General features: G+C 62.4%; 18 protein-coding genes, 1 tRNA gene and 3 pseudogenes. 13 read left to right on the top strand and 9 right to left on the bottom strand.

The window, feature by feature from the left end:
• Positions 1 to 5: 5 nt before the first annotated feature.
• The gene (locus AKN84_RS12115; RefSeq protein ID WP_050420930.1) at positions 6 to 1,250 is read left to right on the top strand and encodes a metal-dependent hydrolase family protein; all 1,245 of its coding nucleotides are present in this window, start codon (positions 6 to 8) and stop codon (positions 1,248 to 1,250) included.
• 162 nt (positions 1,251 to 1,412) lie between these two features.
• The gene (locus AKN84_RS12110; protein ID WP_050420929.1) at positions 1,413 to 2,609 is read left to right on the top strand and encodes an adenylate/guanylate cyclase domain-containing protein; all 1,197 of its coding nucleotides are present in this window, start codon (positions 1,413 to 1,415) and stop codon (positions 2,607 to 2,609) included.
• A gap of 20 nt (positions 2,610 to 2,629) precedes the next feature.
• Here the strand turns inward: AKN84_RS12110 and AKN84_RS12105 are convergent, their stop codons facing one another.
• Positions 2,630 to 3,943, bottom strand: a complete 1,314-nt coding sequence (locus AKN84_RS12105) for a chloride channel protein (RefSeq protein WP_050420928.1) — start codon at positions 3,941 to 3,943, stop codon at positions 2,630 to 2,632.
• 162 nt (positions 3,944 to 4,105) lie between these two features.
• Entirely contained in the window at positions 4,106 to 4,486 is a 381-nt protein-coding gene (locus AKN84_RS12100) for an NUDIX hydrolase (RefSeq protein ID WP_050420927.1), read from the bottom strand.
• Positions 4,487 to 4,949: 463 nt separating this feature from the next.
• On the opposite strand from AKN84_RS12100, the gene AKN84_RS12095 reads away from it, so the two are divergent.
• The 4 genes from AKN84_RS12095 (at position 4,950) to AKN84_RS12080 (ending at position 7,356) form a co-directional block, all read left to right on the top strand.
• Entirely contained in the window at positions 4,950 to 5,246 is a 297-nt protein-coding gene (locus AKN84_RS12095; RefSeq protein ID WP_050420926.1) for a hypothetical protein, read from the top strand.
• 155 nt (positions 5,247 to 5,401) lie between these two features.
• A complete protein-coding gene (locus AKN84_RS12090) occupies positions 5,402 to 5,629 on the top strand; it encodes a hypothetical protein (protein ID WP_050420925.1) in 228 nt (75 codons plus the stop codon).
• 472 nt (positions 5,630 to 6,101) lie between these two features.
• Positions 6,102 to 6,851 carry a lytic murein transglycosylase gene (locus AKN84_RS12085; protein WP_430649905.1) on the top strand — a complete coding sequence of 250 codons (750 nt, stop codon included), beginning with the start codon at positions 6,102 to 6,104 and terminating at the stop codon, positions 6,849 to 6,851.
• 97 nt (positions 6,852 to 6,948) lie between these two features.
• Positions 6,949 to 7,356 carry a hypothetical protein gene (locus tag AKN84_RS12080; RefSeq protein WP_050420923.1) on the top strand — a complete coding sequence of 136 codons (408 nt, stop codon included), beginning with the start codon at positions 6,949 to 6,951 and terminating at the stop codon, positions 7,354 to 7,356.
• Between the two features lie 8 nt (positions 7,357 to 7,364).
• Here AKN84_RS12080 and AKN84_RS12075 read toward each other — a convergent pair whose 3' ends face one another.
• A complete protein-coding gene (locus AKN84_RS12075) occupies positions 7,365 to 7,751 on the bottom strand; it encodes a YciI family protein (RefSeq protein ID WP_050420922.1) in 387 nt (128 codons plus the stop codon).
• Positions 7,752 to 8,310: 559 nt separating this feature from the next.
• Here AKN84_RS12075 and AKN84_RS12070 point away from each other — a divergent pair.
• Positions 8,311 to 8,384, top strand: a tRNA-Gly gene (locus tag AKN84_RS12070).
• A 72-nt stretch (positions 8,385 to 8,456) separates the two neighbouring features.
• On the opposite strand, the gene AKN84_RS50655 is transcribed toward AKN84_RS12070, so the two are convergent.
• A complete protein-coding gene (locus AKN84_RS50655) occupies positions 8,457 to 8,876 on the bottom strand; it encodes a hypothetical protein (RefSeq protein ID WP_430649903.1) in 420 nt (139 codons plus the stop codon).
• 266 nt (positions 8,877 to 9,142) lie between these two features.
• Here AKN84_RS50655 and AKN84_RS48905 point away from each other — a divergent pair.
• From AKN84_RS48905 to AKN84_RS12035, 4 genes and pseudogenes are all read left to right on the top strand, one after another.
• A pseudogene (locus AKN84_RS48905) lies at positions 9,143 to 9,427 on the top strand (DUF1236 domain-containing protein).
• 1,500 nt (positions 9,428 to 10,927) lie between these two features.
• Positions 10,928 to 12,022: a glycosyltransferase family 4 protein gene (locus AKN84_RS12045; RefSeq protein ID WP_050420917.1), complete on the top strand. Its 1,095-nt coding sequence runs from the start codon at positions 10,928 to 10,930 to the stop codon at positions 12,020 to 12,022.
• A 324-nt stretch (positions 12,023 to 12,346) separates the two neighbouring features.
• Positions 12,347 to 12,703 carry a PRC-barrel domain-containing protein gene (locus tag AKN84_RS12040; RefSeq protein ID WP_050420916.1) on the top strand — a complete coding sequence of 119 codons (357 nt, stop codon included), beginning with the start codon at positions 12,347 to 12,349 and terminating at the stop codon, positions 12,701 to 12,703.
• Between the two features lie 335 nt (positions 12,704 to 13,038).
• Entirely contained in the window at positions 13,039 to 13,575 is a 537-nt protein-coding gene (locus AKN84_RS12035) for an inorganic diphosphatase (protein WP_050420915.1), read from the top strand.
• A gap of 89 nt (positions 13,576 to 13,664) precedes the next feature.
• Here AKN84_RS12035 and AKN84_RS12030 read toward each other — a convergent pair whose 3' ends face one another.
• The 5 genes from AKN84_RS12030 to AKN84_RS45085 form a co-directional block, all read right to left on the bottom strand.
• The gene (locus AKN84_RS12030) at positions 13,665 to 15,092 is read right to left on the bottom strand and encodes a TAXI family TRAP transporter solute-binding subunit (RefSeq protein ID WP_128970694.1); all 1,428 of its coding nucleotides are present in this window, start codon (positions 15,090 to 15,092) and stop codon (positions 13,665 to 13,667) included.
• A gap of 365 nt (positions 15,093 to 15,457) precedes the next feature.
• Positions 15,458 to 15,739 carry a hypothetical protein gene (locus AKN84_RS12020; RefSeq protein ID WP_347337323.1) on the bottom strand — a complete coding sequence of 94 codons (282 nt, stop codon included), beginning with the start codon at positions 15,737 to 15,739 and terminating at the stop codon, positions 15,458 to 15,460.
• An 81-nt stretch (positions 15,740 to 15,820) separates the two neighbouring features.
• Positions 15,821 to 16,183 carry a hypothetical protein gene (locus AKN84_RS45090; protein WP_193399646.1) on the bottom strand — a complete coding sequence of 121 codons (363 nt, stop codon included), beginning with the start codon at positions 16,181 to 16,183 and terminating at the stop codon, positions 15,821 to 15,823.
• A gap of 141 nt (positions 16,184 to 16,324) precedes the next feature.
• Positions 16,325 to 16,501, bottom strand: coding sequence for a hypothetical protein (locus AKN84_RS47300; RefSeq protein ID WP_157863285.1), 177 nt, complete (start codon positions 16,499 to 16,501; stop codon positions 16,325 to 16,327).
• 35 nt (positions 16,502 to 16,536) lie between these two features.
• Positions 16,537 to 16,956: a hypothetical protein gene (locus AKN84_RS45085; RefSeq protein WP_244485051.1), complete on the bottom strand. Its 420-nt coding sequence runs from the start codon at positions 16,954 to 16,956 to the stop codon at positions 16,537 to 16,539.
• A 579-nt stretch (positions 16,957 to 17,535) separates the two neighbouring features.
• Here AKN84_RS45085 and AKN84_RS12010 point away from each other — a divergent pair.
• A pseudogene (locus AKN84_RS12010) lies at positions 17,536 to 18,611 on the top strand (flavodoxin family protein).
• A 67-nt stretch (positions 18,612 to 18,678) separates the two neighbouring features.
• A pseudogene (locus tag AKN84_RS12005) lies at positions 18,679 to 19,640 on the top strand (cation diffusion facilitator family transporter).
• Positions 19,641 to 19,676: the final 36 nt, after the last annotated feature.

Raw genomic sequence — 19,676 nt, 5'->3', positions numbered from 1 at the left:
CCTTCATGTCCACCATCCTCTTCAAGAATGCCGCGCTGCTCGATCCGCTGCGCTCCGATCTGCTCGAAGGGCACCACGTGCTGGTCGAGGATCGCCTGATCAAGGAAGTCTCCGATCGGCCGATCGACGCCTCGGCCGACCGCGTCATCGATCTCAAGGGCAAGACCCTGATGCCCGGCCTGATCGACCTGCATGTCCATGCAGTCGCGGTCGAGCTCGATCTGTCGCAGCAGGCCCGCATGGCCAACGTGCTGGTGACGCTGCGCTCGACCATGCTGTTGCGCGGCATGCTGAAGCGTGGCTTCACCACTGTCCGCGATGCCGGCGGCGCCGGCTATGCGCTGAAGCAGGCGATCGACACCGGCCTGACCGATGGACCCCGGCTGTTCGTCTCCGGCCGCGCGCTCAGCCAGACCGGCGGGCATGGCGACGGGCGTGCCCGCTCGGACTATCTGGCCGACCCGACCTGCTCCTGCTGCGTGCGGGTCGGCGCGATCGCGCGCGTCGTCGACGGCGTCGATGCGGTGCGCAAGGCGGTGCGCGAGGAGCTGCAGATGGGCGCCGACCAGATCAAGATCATGGCCTCCGGCGGCGTCGCGTCGCCGACCGATCCGATCGGCGCCTACGGTTATTCCGAGGACGAGATCCGCGCCATCGTCGCGGAAGCGAAGGCGCGTCACACCTATGTGCTGGCCCATGCCTACACCGCAGAGGCGATCGAGCGCGCGGTGCGCTGCGGCGTGCGTACCATCGAGCACGGCAATCTGGTCGATCTTCCGACCGCGCGCCTGATGGCGGAGCAGGGCGCCTATGTCGTGCCAACGCTGGTCACCTATGAGGCGCTGGCCAATGAGGGCGCGAAATACGGCCTGCCGGCGGCGAGCGTCGCCAAGGTCGCCGACGTGCGCGACGCCGGCCTGCGCTCGCTCGCGATCTATCGCGAGGCCGGGGTGAAGATGGGATTCGGCACCGACCTGCTCGGGCCATCGCAGCGCCTGCAGAGTGACGAGTTCCGGATCCGCGCCGAATTGCTGGGTGCGCAGGCGGTGATCGCCAGTGCAACCATTGTCGGCGCCGAGGTGCTCGGCATGGAAGGCAAGCTCGGCCGGATCGCGCCGCAGGCCTTCGCCGATCTGCTGGTGGTGGAAGGCAATCCGCTGCGCGATGTGTCGTGCCTGCTCGGCCAGGGCGAGCACATCCCGCTCGTCATGAAGGCCGGCAAGGCCGAGGTCGATCGGCTGGGCGGCTAGGCGCCTGAGCACGCTCGCGGGCAGAGCGCTCGTTCTCGCGTCGTCACGCGGAAGCCGGTGGCGCCGATTTAGCCGATCACATTGCTCTTGGCGGCGTTGACGCGGCCGGGCGGAAGCACGACATATCGCGTGCCGACCCCACCCGCCGCTCCGGAGCCAGCCATGAACGCGCCCAACATCGATTCCGTTACGCCGCAGTCCGACGGCGACGTTGTGAACTGGCTGACCAACCAGACCCGCGACCAGCGATTCATCGACAACATCTTCGCCGAGCTGTGCCTCCGGCTGCAGGGCGGGGGCATCCCGCTCAAGCGGGCGACGATGAATCTCTTGATCCAGCATCCGCAGTGGCTCGGGGCCCGCATCATCTGGGCCGACGGCAAGCGCGAGGCCGAGATCACGCGGGTCGACTACGATGTCCAGCAGCGATCGGAATATATCGGCAGTCCGGTCTATGAGATCCACCAGGGCGCGGACGAGGTGCGCGAGAAGCTCGAACGTGACCCGTCACAGGGCCGCAAGCACGCGCTCTTTGACGATATGCGCGCGCAAGGCCTGACCGACTATGTGGCCTGGCCGCTGCTGCATACGCTCGGCAAGCGGCATGTCGTGACCTTCGCGACCGACCGTGCCGGCGGCTTCGATGAGGCTGATATCGCCGAGCTGCGGAAGGTGATGCCGGTGCTGGCGCTGGTCAGCGAGATCCGGATGAAGAACCGCCTGGCGCGGACGCTGCTGGAGACCTATGTCGGCTCGCATGCCGGCGAGATGATCCTGGCCGGCGCGACGCGGCGGGGCAGCGGCACCACCGTGCGTGCCGCGATCATGATCTGCGACCTCAGGGATTTCACCCGGATCTCGGACTCCTGGCCGCGCGATGATGTCATCGATCTCCTCAACGACTATTTCGACGCGATGTCGGAGCCGATCGCGCGGCACGGCGGCGAAATCCTGAAATTTATCGGCGACGGGCTGCTCGCCATTTTCCCGCTCAGCGAGCCCAAGGCCTGCGCCAACCTGTTGCACGCGGTGTCCGAGGCACGGCTGGCGATGGCCGCGCTCAGCGAAAAGAACAGCATGATGGGCCGGGCGCCGATGAACTACGGCATCGGCGTTCATGTCGGCGACGTCATGTACGGCAATATCGGGTCGCGCAGCCGGCTCGACTTCACCGTGATCGGTCCTGCCGTGAACATGGCCTCGCGCCTCGAAGCGCTGACCAAGCAGTTGAAAAGGAACGTGCTGCTGTCGCGCGCATTTGCCGATCTGGTCGAGCACGATTTCGCACTCGAACATGCCGGCGAGCATGCGGTGCGCGGCTTCAGCGAGCCGATCGAGCTGTTTGCCTATAACGGCTGAAGTCTGATCGGCCGGACATCTCAGGCCGGCGTCGTCTTGTACGCCGGCGAAGCCCGGTCGATGAATCCCTTGGCGAGGGCGTGATAGACGCCTTCCTTGCAGATCAGGCGCGAGCTCGCATGCGCGATCAGGGCCGCGGCCATCAGCGGCACCACCATTGCGTGATTGTCGGTCATCTCGGTGACGATCACGAAGGCCGTAATGGGCGCCTGAACCACGCCTGCGAAGTATGAAACCATGCCGAGCAGCATGATGGCGGGCAGCGGCGCGCCGTGAAACAGCGGGGCAATGTTGGAGCCGAGCCCGGCGCCGACCGCGAGCGAGGGCGCGAAGATGCCGCCGGGCATGCCGCTGATCGAGGCGAACGTGGTGGCGAGGAATTTCCACACGCTGAAGCTCGTCGGCAATTGTGACCCGGCTTCGAGCGCGGACTTCACCTGCTGATATCCCGTGCCGTAGATCGCGCCGTCGGACGCAATCCCGCAGATCGCCGCCGCCAGTCCGCAGATCGCGGCAAAGCCGACCGGATAGCGCTTGATCGCGCGCCCGGCCGGATTGGCAAATCCGCGTGCCGTCGCGATTAGGATGCGGCTGAACACGCCGCCCGCCAGACCGCCGGCTACGCCGCAGAGCGGGATCGCGAGCCAGTCGGCGCCGTTGCGCAAGCCCGTCGCGCTGGTGCCGAAATACGTATAGTTGCCCATCAGCGCGAGCGAGGTCAGGCCCGCGGCGATCACCGCGCCGATGATCAGGCTGGAGGTTCGTGTCTCGAAGGCGCGGCTCATCTCCTCGATGCCGAACACGATTCCCGCGAGCGGCGTGTTGAAGGCTGCCGCGACACCCGCGGCCGCACCGGCGAGGATCAGGCCGGGCTGGCGGCGGGGCGAGAAGCGGCCGAGCGCAAACATGATCGACGCGCCGATCTGCACCGTCGGTCCCTCACGCCCGACCGACGCGCCACACAGCAGGCCGAACAGGGTCAGCAGGATCTTGCCGGCCGCAACGCGCAGCGAAACCAGACTTTCGCGCGCGGTCTGGTCGGTCAGATGGCGGGCGGCGATCGCCTGCGGGATGCCGCTGCCTTGCGCGTTCTGAAAGAAGCGATTGGTCAGGAAGACCGACAGCGCGAAGCCGGCGGGCGTGAGCAGCAGCGAGGCATAGCGGAAATGCGACACCAGCGCCGAAAAGGCGATCTGCGCCAAATCGGCGAGCTGCGCGAGCGCGACAGCCGCCGCACCGACCGCAATGCCGCCCAGCAGGAAGATGGCCCGGCGTTGCCAACGCGCGGAGACGATTCTGAATAGCCGCCGCTGGCGGTTGGAGGGGAAGGTCATGCTGGCGGATTCGGGCTCATGTCGTGGTCCGATACGAAACGGATCACGTCATTCCTAGCACGCGTCAATGGAGTGCGAAGCTCAAGAAATAAGCAAGATATGCCGGCGCAATCGCCAGATCGCGGCGCCGAAATCAGCGCCCCCCGTCGATCTCCGGCGCTGCTACTTTCTCGGAAACAGCCGGTCGCGGATGTAGCGCGAGGTCGCCGTCAGGCGGATTCCGCGGGGCTTCTGCCAGGCGGCGCGGTCGATCTCCTTCTTGTCGCCGATCGCCAGCCGTCCCTTGGCATTCTTGGCGATGAAGATCGCGTCGCTCATCCTGCGGCCGGAACGCTTGTTCTTGGCCGTCACTTCCTTCCAGAGGCTGAGCCGGCCGAGCTTGAGCTTCGGCAGCTCTTCCTTGATCTCGCGCTTGATGCAATCCTTCCCGGTCTCGCGCGCGCGCCTGCGGCCGCCGGGGAACATCCACAGCCCGTCAGATCGGCGTCGAACCAGAAGAACCTTGCCGCGCTTCGCGGCAACCAGCTTGGAGGACTTGGTCATGTACTGCGCAATGATCGAAACAGAATCTGACCCTATTCTAACTTGTCTACTTAGGTAGACAAGTTTTAATGGTGCATTGTTCCACAGCCATGTGTCGGCTGTTTGTCTGCGGCAGCAGCCTGCACTCGGAGCTTTGACGACGCGCATATCCGGTGAGGAGAAGGCGGCAAAATGACAGAGACCGTCGGCTGTGACGGTCTGTCGCGCCTTCGCTGCGTCTCGGTGCTTTGCGTGCGTTCGCGTGACCCCCGGCCATGTGCGTTCGTCGGTGGCGGATCTCGCTGCATCGAACATCGTCACGTTGAGTCCGTGAACATCATGATGTCAGCGGTTCCGGCAGAAGGAACGGGCCTGATCGCGTTTCGATGACACCATCCGCGACGACGGCTCCGCCGCTTGTCATCACTTGACTCGACGTTCTTGTTTTGTTCTAATTGCCCTCCACCGTGAGTAGGAGGCCGCCATGGACAACCGTATCAGCGAAATTCGCAGGCAGATCAGGGCGCTGCGCGTCAGCATGCTCGAGGCAGAGGCGATCATGCGACAGCAGATCAACCGGGACGAGGACTGCGCCTTCGTTGCCGGGGACCTCCTGAAGATGCGCCTGGTGATGAGCCGTCTGGTCGAAGAGCGGGCCGTGCTGGGCGACCGCGACCCGATCATCGTGCATGCGAGCGTTGCTCCGCGCTGCCGGGCCGCGACACCCATCTTTCTTCGCGCGGCGAAGAAAGAACTCGTCGCCGGCGAAGCGCGTGCCTGATGACGCCGTCAGGACGCAGCGGCTGCGCGCCGAGTTGCGCGCGCTCGATTCATCCGTGAACCGGCTCAGGCGTGCCGGGCGCGACAGTGCGTCTGCGCAGCTCTTGCTGTCGCGCAAGCGCGCCGAGCTGGAAGATGTGATTTGCCGGAGGAAAGATGAGAGAGCCGCTTCGGTATTTCCACGACAGCGATGATCATGCGCCCTGGATCAAGGCACTGGCCGAGGTTCGGCACAGGGCAACGCGGGAAGGCTGGTGCTATCACCACGTGCAGGCGATCATCGTCGCGATCGACCAGTATGCGGAGGCCGCACTCGGCAACCGCGAGTTCTTCCTCAACCGCCCGCAGACCGTCGGCCCATTGAGGCGAGGCGAGGTGCCTTAGCGGGTTTTCGACCGGGCGATGACACTGCGTTGTGCGGCATCTGGAATCGAGAACCATCCTCATCGTCGTCCTGGCGAAAGCCAGGACCTATTACCCCAAATCTCAATTGTTGCACGACGCCGTGGCCACGATCCCGTTCATCATCGAATTCGGTGGTTATAGGTCCTGGCTTTCGCCAGGACGACGAACCGAGAGAGCTCAGCCCACCAGGGCAGGGACGACAGTGATAGGTGTGACGCCGTCACGCGGCATCCATGCGGTAGAGCGGCTATCGGCCGGGATGGTCAACTCGCCACAGCCGACATATCGTGACGATCCGCGGCCGAATCTGAGGCGGATCGTTCATCGCCGGGTCATCTACGTCAGGCCATCGTCAGCGCCGCGCCCGCGGGGGCGGCGGCACATTTTTCGGAGGAGGTTTCGGATGATCAGGGGCTGGCAGATCGCGACGTCGGCGCTCGCCATCGTCGTGATGGTTGCAACGCTGGGCACAGAGGCGAACGCGGCGCAGTGCGGCAACGGGCCCGGCGGGTTCGAAGCCTGGAAGGAACAGTTTGCCGGCGAGGCGCGGGCCAAGGGCGTCGGCGCCACCGCGATCGACGCGCTGATGCAGGCGCATTATGCCAGCGCGACGATTGCCGCGGATCGCGGCCAGCGCAGCTTCGGCCTGTCGCTCGAGCAGTTCATGGCCAAGCGGGGGTCGGCGACCATCGTGGCGCGCGGCCGTTCGCTGAAGCAGTCGCAAGCGGCGATGTTCGCCTCGATCCAGCAGCGCTACGGCGTGCCGCCGGGACCGCTGATCGCGATCTGGGGCATGGAGAGCGGCTTCGGCAGCCAGCGCGGCAACCAGAACATGCTGTCGTCGATCGCAACCCTTGCCTATGACTGCCGGCGTCCGGAGTTCTTCACCGAGCAGCTCTATGCCGCGCTGAAGCTGATCGATCGCGGCAGCCTGTCCGGCAGCACGCGCGGTTCGATGCATGGTGAGATCGGCCAGACCCAGTTCATGCCGAAGAACGTCCTCGCCTATGGTGTCGGCAATCTCGACGTCGCCGCCAATGCGCTGGCCTCGACGGCGAATTTCCTGCGCGCCAATGGCTGGCGCGCCGGCGCCGGCTATCAGCCCGGGGAACCCAACTTCGCCGCGATCGAGGCATGGAACGCGGCAGGGGTCTATCAGAAGGCGATCGCCATCATGGGACGGCAGATCGACGGCCAATGAGCGCAGGGTCGTGAGAAGGCCGGGTTCCTTCACCGCCTGTTAACGCAACGGTGCCCAGATCGTTTGCGGAGAAACGGAGCAGGTGGAGACAGGCTCCATGCTCAAGAACGGCACCTATGCGGCGTGGTTTCGCACGTCGCTCGCTGATGGCACCGGCACCGTGCACGTCGCCGACGGCAGGCTGTGGGGCAGCGATGCCATCATGCGCTACGACGGCACCTATGAGGTCGACGGCGAGCGCTTCTCCGTCGTCCTCACCGCTACGCGGCACTCCGAAGGTCATCAGACAGTGTTCGGCACCGACGATCTCGTGGTGCGGCTCGAGGGAGTCGCGAGCGGCGCGATCGCGACCGCCACCGGCAGGGCCGACGCCGTGCCCGATCTCGCCTTCGAGGTGACGCTGATTCCGAGCCAGGACGTGACGCCCGAGCCGCCGCCGGATCTGCTGATGCCGAAGTTCGATCCGAGCAAGCTGCCGAAATTGCCGAAGCGCTCCAGCCGCTGAACAGATTGCTAGGCGTCGCTCGGGCCTGCGGTCTCCGGAAATGCCGCGCCGGGGATAAAGAGCTTCAGCGCGCGAATCTCGTAGACGGCCGACGGATTGACGCTGCGCAAGTCGCGCGCCGCGGCGATCGCCTCCGCTTCATCGGCGCAATTGATCACGTAGAAGCCGAGCAGTTGCTCCTTGGTTTCCGCGAACGGTCCATCGATCACGACGCCGTGGCCCGGCCCGCGCAGGGTGCTGGCCTTGCGGGTCTCGCCGAGCCGTGCAGCCGGGCCGAGCCGGCCCTTCAGCCGTTGATGGACCTCGCGCAGGCCAGCCATCACGGCTGCGTCCTCATCGGCATTCCACGACTTGACCTCGGCTTCGACGTGATAGGCCAGGATGGCATAAAGCATCTAGTGAACTCCTCATTTCTGATGCGGCAGGCGCTGACGCGCGATGATGTTCGAGCACGATCTATTCCGGAAAACCGCTTCGCACTTTTCCGGATCATGCTCTAGGACGTCCCGCGCCCGCCGACGCCGACATTTCATGTGTAGCGGATCGGACCGATTTTATGCTGCGACAAGGTATCCCGCAGGTCGCATGGCGCCGGCGAATCGCGCCGCTCGAACAGCAAAAAAGGCGCGGCGGAGTTGCTTCCGCCGCGCCCCCGGTTTTGATGTCTCGCTGGTCCAGGGCTGAGAGCGCCCCGATGCCAGGCTGATTGCTCAGCGCCTAGCGGGCGATCCCAGCGAGGTGACAGCGCTTGAGACAAGACACTAGATCACCTCCTTTCTTTGTTGATGGGACCAGCAATATAGGTGGCGAATCTGCCGCTGTTAAGGCCGCGATCCGGCCCGTCCGCGCCAGGAACCGGCGGAATACGCGGGCATATTGCGATGGACCTGTGCACAAGGACGCCCGCCGAGGCGGTTGAGGCGGCCGTCGGGCCGTGTTAGGGGATCGTTCGATGCGGGTGTAGCTCAATGGTAGAGCAGCAGCCTTCCAAGCTGAATACGAGGGTTCGATTCCCTTCACCCGCTCCAATGATTTCAAGTACTTATCGGGCTTGTTAATTTCCATTCCGACAAGAGCGCGGAATCCATTCCGACAAATGTTCACTTTCTGGCCGCTTGCTTGCGCCGCTTGATGCGCTTGATCTGCGCGTCCTGCTTTGCCTCGTCGTCGTGATGGAGGTAGTGCGCCATCGCCTTGCGGTGATTCCAGTTGCACGGCATGGTGCCGATCCAGCAGTGAGCCACGCCCATCGTCCCGGCCAACCGGCCGGAACGATTCCAGAAGGCCGTTGCGAGCGGCGCTGACGCCGTAATTCTCGACCTCGAGGATGCTGTTCCCTTGGTAGACAAGGAAGCGGCAAGCGAGGCGATTTGGTCGCATTGGACAAGTCTCGTCGCGACGGGAATACCGTTGGTCGTGCGCATCAACGCTGAGGGCAGCGCTTTCTGGACCGATGACCTTAGCTTCCCGGTTTTCGGGACTTGATAGAGGACGCCGACGGGTGCATTCGCAGCGACCATTGGTCGGCTCGCACTTGAGACCGGCAGCTATAGCGCGTCGGTTACAATGCTGGGGAAGTTGGCCAAGGCACTAGGCGTCGACGTCGGTGAATTGTTGAAGCGGCAGTAGGGTCCCAGACGCCAGCGCGAGCTTTCCGGAGAGGCCAAACGCCTCGGCGCTACCTACGTCATCAGACCAAGCCAAAGCCTTCCACAACTAGTCCTGCGAAGTCGAAGGAGCCAAAAGGGCGAGAACCTTGGTCGGGAAGGGCACTCAGCGAGCCTGGGTGAAAATCTCGGATGGTACAACTGGCGCCGGGCATAATGCTGCGGTTCAGATCGAGCCGGAGTATCGCACCCGAATCCACAGTTACGTGACCGAGCACAAGATTCGTCCCGTCGAAACGCAGGAAAAAATCGTTGTCGGCTCCCCAGTACCGCGCGACGTCGAGCTTGAAGCCGTGCCGGCCGATTAGGGACCGTCGCTCACGCGGTATCGCTATGTTTACTCGGGCGAGCGGGTGATGTTGGTTGATCCCGAGACCCGGACTGTCGTCCAGGAAGTCGACTGACAAATGCTTTCCGATCGACCTCATGCTATGGGGAGGCGGCCAGTTCAGCGGTCTCTCCCCGACGCCACGGCCATTACTGCGATTAGTGTGATGAGGGTTTTCCTAAGCATCGCACTCTCCCGGCTTTTAGAATGTCGCCCGATTTGAAAACCTCCCCAAGAGGAGGTCGTCCGAGGAAGGTCTCAAGCCTCCATCGACACCCCCTGGGCCGGCCATCGGCGCCTGGCGCCGACCTCGCCGGTCCCGTCAACGAGCCAGCGCTCATGGTGCCCCCCGGTCGGCCCCGCTCCGTCGTCGGCAGCCGCGTAGGAACCAGCCCTCCAGAGGCCAGTTGCTCCGCTGCGACCATGGGAGGACTGGCATGGATATGAGGGAAGCCTCTGCGATGACCGAGGCCTCCGGCCTCGTGGACGATCTGGATACCAGGCGCGCTTCCGCGACGACGCCGGGCCGAGAGGCGGAAGTGGATGCTCTCTCGTTGCCCTCGCCTTTGCGACGTTTTTCGGAGCATCTGCGAGGGATAACACTAAAGGCTCCACTGCAGTCGCTGTTCGTCGCGTTCCTCCTAGGAGTCTGGGTAGCTCGCCGGCGCTAGAAGAGCTACGAACCGCACAAGCTTGTTGCCGGGGAAGCTAGCCGGGCTTCTTGATCTTGCCTATCTCTCCTCCCTCGATGAAGGCGGCTCTGGAGGCATCGTGCGCCGGCAGCAATCTCTGCCCTCAGGGCCGCCGACTAAACCGATGACCCCATGGCGACGCATAGCGGCAGGATCGAACAAGGCGCAGGCGGTCCTCGACGAGGCCAGACGTGAGTATCAGATGAGGGGGATGAGTCGAGTCTGGGCGCGCCGCGTTCGACGATCGCAGCGGAGGAGACCCGCAGAAGGCAACCAGAAAGGGCGCGACGCAAGGCTCGAGAGCAGATCAGTGAGGGTCGACTGAGCCCAGGTATCGCGATCTCGATCGAGGGCAATGCCGCTGGGTGGACACCGAGCCGCCGAATTCAGGTCGAACGTCATCGCGATATCGAACGTTGCCGAAACGGCGCGCGTCATCGACCTTCGGGGTACTCGGGAAGAAGTAGCAACTTTCGCCGACGGATCGAGTTGCCACCGCATGATGTTTTGCTCATCGGAGCAGAAGATGGTCGATAAGAGCCCGATACGAAAAGCAGTAGATACTGCGTGGTCTATTTACCTGGCTACCCACACCGGAGTCGATTAGTCGATTCTGCGGACGACCGCCGATGCCTGCTCGAGCGTCACCTCGATGAGAAACGGGAAGCGTGTGAAGGCGATGCTGAGGAGCTCGCATGTCTTGGATTGACTTGTCTCGAGCGGCTCCCCGACGACGTATGCTGAGACGAGTTGAAGCTCTTGTCCAGCAGGTAACGGCCAGTAGTGCAGGGCCGAACCGGACATTGCTCGCCATTTCGTATCTAATATCCGCAACGATTGTGCTTGTCCTGCGATCAATTTGCGGGGCCTAGGGATCGGCACCCATGCGCATCGCCCAGCTGGCTCCCTTGGCAGAGAGCGTCCCTCCAAAGCTTTACGGTGGCACCGAGCGTGTGGTCGCGTGGTTGGTGGACGAACTGGTCGACCTGGGACATGACGTCACGCTGTTTGCGAGCGGCGATTCCCGGACACGCGGCACCCTTCATCCCGTGTGGCCGCATGCACTGCGCCTTGGCCGGAAGGGTGCCGACCCGAGCGCCGCCTGCACCCTGCTGCTGGAAGCGATCGCGAGACGGGCGAGTGACTTCGATGTGATCCACGCTCACATCGACTGGCTGCCACTCCCGCTGCTAAGTCGGCTCGGCGTACCATTTCTGACCACCGTGCATGGCCGGCTCGACCTGCCGGGACTGCACCACGTCATCCGACATTTTCCGAATGCCAGTTTCGTGTCGATTTCCCAACATCAGCGCCTTCCGCTTGCTGACGCGAACTGGAGTGGCACCGTCCAGCACGGTCTGCCGGTGAATTTACTCCGGCCGTCGTATGAAGAAGGCTCGTACCTGGCGTTTCTCGGGCGCCTCTCAGCGGAGAAGGGTCCAGAAGATGCGATCCGCATCGCACACGCTGCCGGAAAGCCGCTGCGCATCGCGGCCAAGATACCGCGCGCCGAGACTGCATACTACAAGAAGCAACTTCAGCCCCACATCGACGGTGAGAACGTTCGGCTCGTCGGCGAGGTCGATGATGCAAAGAAGCAGCCATTCCTTGCCGGCGCCGCAGCCCTGTTATTTCCGATTGACTGGCCTGAGCCCTTCGGTCTCGTGATGATTGAGGCAATGGCTTGCGGCACGCCCGTCATCGCCTATCGGTCCGGATCAGTGCCGGAGGTTATCGATGATGGCATCACCGGGTTCATCGTCGACAGCGAGGAGCAGGCTATCAGCGCGGTGAACCAACTGGGGCGGCTGGACAGACGAAAGGTGCGCGCCCGATTTGAGGAACGCTTCTCGGCGCGCCGGATGGGGCGCGATTATGAGGGACAGTACCGCAAGCTGATCGCCGCTGCCCGGGCCGGCAAAGCTGCACTGCAACCGTCGCCAACGCGAGAACAGGACCTCGGCCAGAACGCGACCTAGCCTAGGTCGTCCCGTTGCCAGCGCGCACGATGAAATTGATTCTGCGACGACCTGCTTTCCTCGCGACTGCCGCTGCTCGGGCAATAAAGGCGCCAAAGCAATCGGCCCCAGTGCCTTGCTTTCAGCTGACGTTGGGCCATGCCTCGTTTGCTTGCTTTCAGGCTTCCGGAACGCCATCCAGTCGAGCCAGCCGACCGGATCACTGCGGATCACCGATGCATGGATGATCGTCGAGATCTTTGTTGGGTGATACAGGCCTTCTAGACATTAGGAACATTCGGCCGACCGTCCCTGTTGGCTTTGGTCTAACTACTGGAGGACGACATGGCAACACAACAACGAGAGACCGGCGCCCTGATCGGCAGCGACAAGGTTGAGGGCACCGCCGTTTACGGCGCCGACAACCAGAAGATTGGTTCGATTGAACGGGTGATGATTGACAAGGTAAGCGGCAAGGTTCCTTACGCGGTGCTCGGCTTCGGCGGCTTTCTCGGCATCGGCGACGATCATTATCCTCTGCCGTGGCGAACTCTGAAGTACGATGTCAATTTGGAAGGCTATCGCACCAACGTGACCGAGCAACAGCTCAAGGGCGCGCCGAAGTACGCGAATGAGACCAGTTGGAATTGGGGGGATGCGGCCCGCACCAAGACAGTGAACGACTACTACGCCGGATACTGACCAGCCGGCTTGACGACCAAAGTGCGGCTCGGGGAGACAAGCCCGGTGTACACCGCGGATCGTCTGCCTTGGCTAGATGGGCGGACGAGCCGGCTTCGGATGGGCGTGCCACCGTTGGTCGCCCGAGCGGTCCATGGCGAATCCAAAGGTGCGGCGACGCCGAGAGCGGGGCGACCAGAACGCACAACCGGCCTAAACGCTACCGGCTGAATGTTCGCCCGAGCGCGACGCAACGCAAGCGCGCTCGGGTTTGGTTCGCTAAAAATGCTTGGAGAATTCTTGGAGCTCGCAAGTCACCTTTTTCGGTACTCTGCTTATTAAAAGAGAAGGACGCCATGCCGAATTTCTTCAACCTGCCACCCTTTACGGAAGACGGGGACGTCCATGTGGTTGTAGAAACACCTCGCGGCAGCCGCGCGAAATTCGCCTATGACCCCAAGCTTGAAAGCTTCGCGCTCAGCAAATCGTTGCTGACGGGGCTGACCTATCCCCATGACTGGGGCTTTGTGCCCTCTACCAAAGCAGACGACGGCGACCCGCTCGACATCATGGTGATTCATGACGCCGCGACCTTTCCGGGGCTTGTCGTTACGTGTCGCGCTATTGGCGTCCTCCAGATCGAACAGAAGAGCAAAAAGAAATCCGAGCGCAACGACCGTCTCTTTGCTGTGCCGTTGAACTCACACTCGGAGCGGGCTTTGCACGACATTGATGATCTAACAAAGCCAATCCGGGAGGAGCTGGAGAAGTTCTTCGTGGCGACTGACGAATTGGAGGATAAGAAGCTCAAGATCATCGGGTGGAAGGGGCCGAAGATTGCGGTGCAGACCATCAAGGATGCCGCGAAATCCTTCGCGAAGGACGGTAAATAAATTCGGTCGGCTTCGGCGCGCTGGCTTTGTGCTTTTGATGTCGCACATTCTCTGCCTGACCGATCGGTATCGGTGATCATCCTAGCCGGTCATGCTCGCGGCGTGAGGCTGTGGCGTATCGTCCCGCCGCGAGCCGGCTCCGGGGTGCCGCCCTGCAACTCGGCTCGTCTCTCCACGATGGCATGTCTCAACAATTCGAGTACCAGGCCAAAGGCCGTCAGTTCTTCCTCCTCAATCGCGCCGTCGTCATAACACTCGAGAGTTTCACTGATGATGGCATCGGCGTCTCGCTGTAGAGCCAGCAATTCCTGATTTGATTCCGCGGCCCGTGCCCTGGAGACCATGGCCAGGATTGAATGGCGATGGCTGGTGTTGTCCTCCCTATCGTCCCGATTCAAATAGCGGCGCAACCAAGCACCGGCCGAACCGATCGCGGAGAGAAGCAGAAGCGCAAACCAGAAATAATCGCCGTACCTGTCGAGGAAGGTGCGTTCGTTGCCGTCGATGACGGCCGCCGCTCCGCGATGTACCGGCAGTTCGGCATCCTTCTCGGTATCGGGCTTGGTGATGTGTGCAGCGCCAGGCACTTGCCTTGCAATTGCCTGACGGACGGCGAATAGCTGTCGGAAAAAAGCTGCCACGGTCGCTTCAGACAAAGTCTTTCGCGCCATAATCAGGTGGTTGACGCTGATTGTCTCAACCTTGTCGTCCGGCCAAGCCGGATCCGCATTGAAGACGCTGGGCGGAATTTCCTCTGATTCATAGCGAGGGTGCTTCAAGGCGATGGCTTCCGAAGCGTCGATCGGGAGAAACTTGGGCTCACCTCGGGCCCGGGCTGTCGCAGCGATGGCATCCGAGGTGATTTTACTGTCGAGCGGACCGACCGCCATGAACGCATCGATGGTCAGGTCGCGCGCCAACTCATCGATGTGGTCGGTGCTAAAGTGCGAGATCGCGACCTTGCCCGGCTCAACGCCGGAAGCGCTCAGAATGACCCGCAGCAAAGCGGCGTTCGCCGGTGTACGGCCGATCACGCCGACACGGTGCCCTGCGAGGTCGGCGATCTCCTTGATTTTCGGTGGGTGCCTTCTCTTGGGACTCTGGCCCGCAGGTCCGGAAGGCGACCAGAGCACAACGAAGTTCTTGCGCACTGTGGCAACGGTCTGCGCGTCGGCCGGCATCTCCAGGTCGCCTCGGCCGACCGCAAGGTCGACCTCGCCGGCGCCAAGCAGAGCGAGGGCGTCAGCTGCCCCATCCGTTGCGAGCGGAGATAACCTGATAGTTCTGCTTTCGCTGGCGAAGGCATCTTCCATCGCCTGAATTACTCTGTGATCGTCGCTTCCCCGCGGTCCGACCGCAATCCGGAGAACTTCCGGCTTCAGTGCATAATAGAGCGCGCCCGCTGCGGCGACAAAAACAAGAAATCCAACGGCCAAGACCAGCAGTAGCGAGTTGCTCCTTCTCCGCCATCTGCGGGCCGCGTCACTGGCTTTACTGGTATCGTTGGACGAGGACATTGCCGCCGCCAGTCAGGGATCCAAAGCACCTCATTCTTCCCAGATAAGTCGTCTTTTCGAGAATAACGTCTTAGCGGACGACTTGGTTCATGTTCGTCTCGCGTCTGAGAATTCGACTTGGCGGTCTTGTCATCTTAGTCTTGTAGCCGCGGCTTTAGGATCGGTTCTGCCGAGACTTGCCCGGCTGCGAGTGGCACTCCTGCGGCAGGAAGGGGTGCATCGGCTTGTGCCGAAAAGAGTCGGCCGAGGGAATTCGAAGGGCACGGGACGAGAACCGCTTTGCTGATTTGGAATTACGCCTCGGCATCGCTTATTTCTTCGCCCTTCAGACCGATCTCAGCGAGCAGGCAGCCGGGTTCGGTTAGTCATCCCTCAATAATGAGGCGAGCCAGGAACGCATTGCAGGCCCGTTCGGCTTCAGCGAACGTGCTGAAGGGCGATCCGGACACTTGAGCCGCCGGCATATTCAAAAAGTCAGGGCGATATGACGCAACAAAGCCCGGCTCTCCGTGCAGCCCAGGTCCACTTCGGCTCTCGTTGCAAATGACGAATGAATAGTCGTCGCTACTTGCAATCCATATCTCCAGATCGCCAGTCTCAGCGCGGCTGAAGTGCAGGGCCATTTCACCCTCCACATCGGTAGTCATGACCACCCCCTAGATCAGCGGGAGGCGCGCTCCGCCGCTAGGATCGTCGTGTTCATCTTAGCGGGGCCGTCCGCTTCGCTGCTAATAGCAAGCATACGCATTCTGGCTGGCTGTTGCGACGCAGTAGCCATAACTCGCTCGGTACGGGTAGCCGTAGCCATAGGGGTAACCATAGTCGTAACCGTATCCGTACACGGGGTAGCCATATCCGTAAGGGTAAGCATAGGCACCGGCCAAGCCGAGCCCTATCCCAAGTCCAAGAGCGGCGGCGCCAAATCCGCCTCCGCGCCAACCGCCACCACGCCAGCCGCCGCCACCAAATCCGCCGTGGAAGCCGCCGCCATGAAAGCCACCGCCGCCGAAGCCACCACGCGCAGAAGCAGCGGTCGGCGCAAACGCCGCGGTCATAACCGCGATGAGTATGATTAGGATTTTCCTAGGCATCGGACCCTCCAAGCTTTAGAAAGTCGCCCAATCTGCAAAACGCCTCACGTCCGTTTTGGTTGCTGACTACGGCCTCCGATCTCGACCAACCGCGTGACGGGGCCAACGAAATTTCGCGATATTCCAACCAGCGGATCGCCGCTAATAGGTCAGCGCCAGCAGCCGTTGCACGATCGCGCCGAGACACACTAGCACTACCAGAAGCTTCAGGAGCTGTGCTAGGCGACCGTCAGGCGCGAACCTGTCTATCACCCAAAAGCAGATCGCTCCCACAACCACGATGATCAAAACACCGATGAGAAGTGAAATAGCAGCCATTTGTCATCCCTCGATCTCTGATGGCTTCGCTCAGCTCATTTCCGGCGGTCGCGCCGCACCTTCTGGAATTCCTCTGGTCCCTTGACCAGTTGGCGTTTGCGGTCGGCTTGCTCGTCCGCGCTAACGGCGCTGTCCGCCAACTTATCGATAGCTTCGCTGGCCATATCGCGAGCTCGTTGGCGTCGGCTTTCACTTTTGGGGCCCGGCGAGATTGGCAAGGCCAGCGCGATCTCAACCAACCTGCGGACGGCTGTAGCAAGCTTAGGGTTGTCCGGCTGATGCTGTGCCCAAGTTCGGATTCCGACTTGCAATGATTCCGGCATTCGAACGCCGACAAGTGGCGCTGTGCCGGTGGCTGGCCTGCCGCGTGATATTTTACGATTATCTTTTGTTGGCTTTGCCATGAATAAAAGATTATCATAAAAGCAAGCCGAGGGGAAGATTGCAGTTTCCACCAACCCAGGCCACGAAGAAGTAGCATCCAAATGACCCCGGCTGATCGCGTGCTTAGCCACGAACAAACGCGTCCGCAATTCTGGAGGGGCATTCGGCGCTCATGGCGCCGTTAGATTGTCCCCGGTGTCTCGGCTGGCGCACACATGGCCTGTTTGCGTTCGGTCCAAGCGCGCTGATCACGCCCGGTCTGAAAGTCTGTCTCGGTTCGTGTTGGCAGCTGCCATGCCCATGGGCCTTCAAACGCTGCTCCGGCCTTCTCGAACGTGTCGGCCGAGCGGCTGAAGGACTGTTCGGGATCGCAGCCGGATAGAACCGCATTTCGAGCCCACCGATCGACGTGGTTCGGCACGCCAGTGCGCATCCCGATCGAGCCGACACAGACATCGTCATATAGATATCCCATCTCTCGCGGGCTGCGTCTCGGTTGCGGCGGCGGGTGACGCTTCAGTCCGGTGCGAGTTCCTATCATGGTGTCGATTGACGTTGCGGGTCCCACGAAGCGCCATCGCCCCACCGCCCAGGAACTGGAGACGAGAACATCGGTTGGTCAAACTACGCCGATGTATCAAGGAGACAGCATGACGGAACCTAATGTCCGCAAGGGGATGCCGCCCGTCAAGCTGCCGCGTGAAGAGTTCGAGCGCCGCTACAGGAGCCAATTCGTCGATCCGGCTTTCGCGCAGCTTCAGCACCAGCTCGATGCCATCGTCGGCGCCGCCTGGGATGCCTATAGCCACTCGCGCAAATCGCCGGCGACGCGGAAGGCGGGCGCGGGCTTTGCCGATCCCGATTACGATCTCGCTGTCGACTGGCTCGCCGCCCGCGCCGCCGTCATCGAAGCGCGGCGGCGCCATGACGATGCTGGTGCGGTGCCGCGCATCCTCATCATCAACGGCTCGGCCCGCAGCGAGCACACCTGTCCCGGCGAGATGTCCAAGAGCTGGCGCATGGTCAAGCTCGCCGAACCTGTTTTCGTCGAGATGGGACTTGCCGTGGACATTCTCGATCTGTCCCGGCTCGCCTCGGAGTTCGGCAAGAACATCCGTCCCTGCAAGTCCTGCGTCGCCACTGCCATGCCGCTGTGCCACTGGCCCTGTAGCTGCTATCCGAACTACTCGCTTGGCCAGACCGACGACTGGATGAACGAGATCTATCCACTCTGGCTCGCCGCCCATGGCATCCTAATCGTAACACCGGTGAACTGGTATCACGTGCCGGGCGGCCTCAAGGCGATGATGGATCGCCTGGTCTGCGCCGACGGCGGCAATCCGGATCCGACCTCGACTCACGGCAAGAAAGCCGATGAAGCCAAGGCCCTCGAACTAAAGGGCTGGTCGTATCCGCGCCATCTCGCCGGCCGGCATTTCGGCCTGATCGTTCACGGCGACAGTGTCGGCGCCGAGGGCGTGCGCCGAACCCTGTCCGATTGGTTGACCGACATGCACTTGATTTCGGCGGCCGCTTCGGCGAGCTGGATGGGTATGTCGGCTACATGGAGGAATATGCCATGTCGCATCGCGAGCTGGATAAAGACCGCGAATTTCAGCAGGAGGTGCTGAACACGGCGCGCGCGTTGGGCCGCGCCGTGAAGCTTGCCCGACAGGGGCGGCTTGAGGATCCCGGGGCGGGGATATCTGATCCGGTTCAGAAATGAGGGCTTCCGGGACGATCGATTTGCGACAGCCGCGGATTGGTCCGACGATGCGAACATTCGGGTGAACATGGCGACGGAAGGATCATCGAAGACCATCGTCTATGCCGCGCTTGCCGGCAACATTCTCGTTGCGGCTACCAAGATCGGAGCCGCAGCCTGGACAGGAAGCTCGGCGATGATGAGCGAGGCCGTGCATTCTGTGGTCGATAGCACCAATGAGGTGCTGCTACTCTATGGCTACCATCGCGCGAGTCGTCCGCCGGATGAATCCCACCCGCTCGGCTATGGGCGCGAGCTGTATTTCTGGAGCTTCATCGTCGCGCTGCTGATTTTCTCGCTCGGCGCCGGCGTCTCGCTTTATCAGGGCGTCATCCATGTTACCGCGCCCGAGCCAATCGAGGATCCCGTTGTCAGCTTCGTCGTGCTCGGACTGTTGTTCCTTTTCGAAGCCGCCTCGTGGCTTTTTGCTCTGCGCCGCTTCCGGTCGGAGCATGCGCGGTTCGGCTGGTACGAGGCCTTCGTCCGCAGCAAGGACCCTCCCGCCTTCATGGTGCTGCTGGAAGACAGCGCCGCGTTGATAGGCATCGTGATTGCGGCTGCCACGACTGCGGCGGCGGTGCTGGTGGCACAGCCGGTCTGGGACGCGTCGGCTCGATCCTGATCGGGATTTTGCTCGGCGTCGCGTCCATCGGGCTCGCCAGGGAGAGCAAGAGCCTCCTGATTGGTGAGCCCGCCCATTCCGAGTTGTCACGCTCCATCCTCGACATCGCGCGACAGTCGCCCGGCGTGCTTCGGGTCAACGGGCTCCTGACCACGCAATTATCGCCGGCCGAGGTTGTCGCGGCGCTGAGCGTCGAGTTCGCGAACGACAAGCGTGCCGACGATATCGAGCACTGCGTCGTTTCGATCGAAAATGAGATCCGCAGACAACATCCGAGCGTCGCGGCTTTGTTCATTAAGCCCCAGACCAGCGCGAGGTATCATGCCGTTCGAGCGAGGCGGCGGAAGCGGCGCACGGCGAGGGCCTAAATTTCTTCTCGGGAGGGGTGGACGCGGAAGCTCCTG

It is taken from the genome of Bradyrhizobium tropiciagri, from assembly GCF_001189845.1.
Taxonomy (GTDB): Bacteria; Pseudomonadota; Alphaproteobacteria; order Rhizobiales; family Xanthobacteraceae; genus Bradyrhizobium; species Bradyrhizobium tropiciagri.
The sequence above is the reverse complement of the archived record's forward strand: the minus strand, read 5'-3'. Positions and strand labels throughout refer to the sequence as shown.